The organism is Pseudomonadota bacterium (genome assembly GCA_022361155.1).
Lineage (GTDB): Bacteria > Myxococcota_A > Polyangia > Polyangiales > JAKSBK01 > JAKSBK01.
The window spans coordinates 1-2,291 of record JAKSBK010000355.1 but is presented as its reverse complement, the minus strand read 5'-3'; the positions used below and the strand labels follow the sequence as shown (position 1 = coordinate 2,291).

1 protein-coding gene is annotated in these 2,291 nt (G+C 64.3%); it reads right to left on the bottom strand.

Going from position 1 to position 2,291, the window contains the following annotated elements:
* Positions 1–215 precede the first annotated feature (215 nt).
* Positions 216–1,727, bottom strand: a complete 1,512-nt coding sequence (locus MJD61_13745; GenBank protein MCG8556334.1) for an undecaprenyl/decaprenyl-phosphate alpha-N-acetylglucosaminyl 1-phosphate transferase — start codon at positions 1,725–1,727, stop codon at positions 216–218.
* Between the last annotated feature and the right edge of the window lie 564 nt (positions 1,728–2,291).

The window sequence follows — 2,291 nt, the reverse complement described above, 5'->3', positions numbered from 1 at the left end:
GATCACCCTCGAGCAGCGGGAACGCATCCTTGCCTGTACCGACACCGAGCAGCTGAGCGCTTGGATCGAGCGCGCCTTGCGGGCAACCGGCGCCAGCGACGTCTTCGGCTCGTAGGGGACGTCAACCGGTCTGGAGTGCGGCTGGCTCCGGTCCGCGAGGCTTAAGGGCTTCCCCTGGCGATCACAGGGATCGAGCGAACCGGCCGATATTGCCCCTAGACCAAATCCGCCGTGGAACGCCGATGCGCCACAGGAACCGGTGCAGGCACCGTGCAACGTGCCAGCGCGGATGCGCACGCGTCGGTGATCAGCTGCAACAGGATATCCACGGCCGCCGGCACCACGGAGTCCTCGCTGCGCCACTGAAAGCCCAGCGTACCGCGGTCCTGTGCTGGTCCGGGCGCGGATTCGTCGAGCGCGGATTCGTCGAGCGCGTAATCCACCGCGAGCACGTGCTGGCGCGAGCGCGCGAGCGACGGCTGGCTCCACTCCCAAACGCCGCCGTCACCGCTTCGAAGACGCAGTCCCTGAAGGCCGGCGGCAGCGGCAAAGTCCGCCAGAACCGCGCGCAGCTCCTCGACGGTGGAAACCCGATCCAGCGCCCTTAGCGCGCGCGGGACCGCCGCACGCAGCGCCTGGGCCTCGCGCGAATGTCCGCCGCCGCCTGGATTGCGCTTGAGGGTCAGGTACTTGAAATAGCCGACGAAGCGAACGAGCAGAACGACAGCAACGCACAGCACGACCAGCGCACCGCCTACCTGCCAGCTGCGCCCAATGGAGACGGCAACCCCCGCGCCCGCGAAAAGGACGCAGACGCCATAGAGAATCATCACCGCGCGACGCTGGGTGAGGCCCATGTCGAGCAGTCTGTGGTGGATGTGACCCCGATCCGGCGAGAAGATCGGTCGCCGTTCGAGAAAGCGGCGCACCATCGAAAAGAGCGTGTCCATGATGGGCAAGCCCATCGCGAGGATGGGCACCAGGATCGCGATCGTGGTCGAGCTCTTGACCTCGTTTCCGAGCATGGAGGTGGTGGCCAGGGCGTAGCCCAAGAACATGCTGCCCGAATCCCCCATGAAGATGCTCGCCGGATTGAAGTTGTAGACGAGGAAGCCTGCGATAGCGCCCGCAAGCGCCGCCGACAGGAGCATGACGAGCGCATGACCGTGGATCACGCCAACCGTGAAGTTGGCGATGCAGACGAAAAAGGCCACACCCGAGGCAAGGCCATCCAGCCCGTCGATGAGGTTCAGGGCGTTGATGATGGCCACGATCCACAGAACGGTTACCGGCGCCGCGAAGATCCCCATCTCCAGCGTTCCCAGCCACGGCAGGCTGACTCCTTCGATCCGGTAGCCGCACAGGAAAGCAAGCAGGGCGGCCCCCACTTGGACCCACAACTTGTGCCAGGCGCGGACCCCGCGCAGATCGTCCGCGACCCCCAGCAGGCACACGGCCATTCCACCTCCAAGCAGCCCGACGACGCGCAACGGATCGGAAAAGAACAGCTGTGAGACGGTGCTCTGCAATACGAAAAGGACAGCCAAGGCGGAAAATACCGCTGCAACGACAGCAAGTCCACCAAGACGAGGGATTCCGTCGGAATGGACATCGCGCTCACCCGGATGCTCGACGGCCCCATGGCGCCGAGCAAAGGCCCGGATCATGGGCGTCACCAAGGCCGCCACCACGCCCGCCACCAGAAAAGCACCAAGTGCACTTCTCACGGAGCTCTATCCCCTAGCGTCAAGCACGGTGGTCATTCGCATGCCTCGATACCAGCCTGATCCCGGCAATGGCCGGATGACGGGTGCTAACGGCAAAGCGCACTCGTTGCTGGGCAGTCATCGTACTCCCAACTGGCCTTGAGCTCGTGCCTTTCTTGGGAGGAATTCCACTGGTGATCGCAATTCGGTGAGACACGGCCACTGGTGTGCCCCAATTATCTACATCACATGCGCCCGTCAAAAGACGGCCGGGTCCCGCAAGGTGTCGGAGCTCATCGTGGTGTTTGGCTCAGTGCCCCAGGGTACGTTGATCTGGGCTACTGGCCCGGCGGCGCCGCATGCTACTGTCGCACGCTCGATGCCGTCTGCCCTGCACGAAACCTTGGAAGCCGGCTCAGTATCGTGCAGACTTGGTGGTGCTGTTGTGCGACGGCCGCCCGGTGTTGGGCATCGTGCTGGAGGTACAGCTCGGCCATGACGATGCCAAGCCCTTCAGCTGGCCAGCCTACGTAGTCAATCTGCGGGCGCGACTGCGCTGCGACGCTTGCCTGCTCGTAGTCAGTC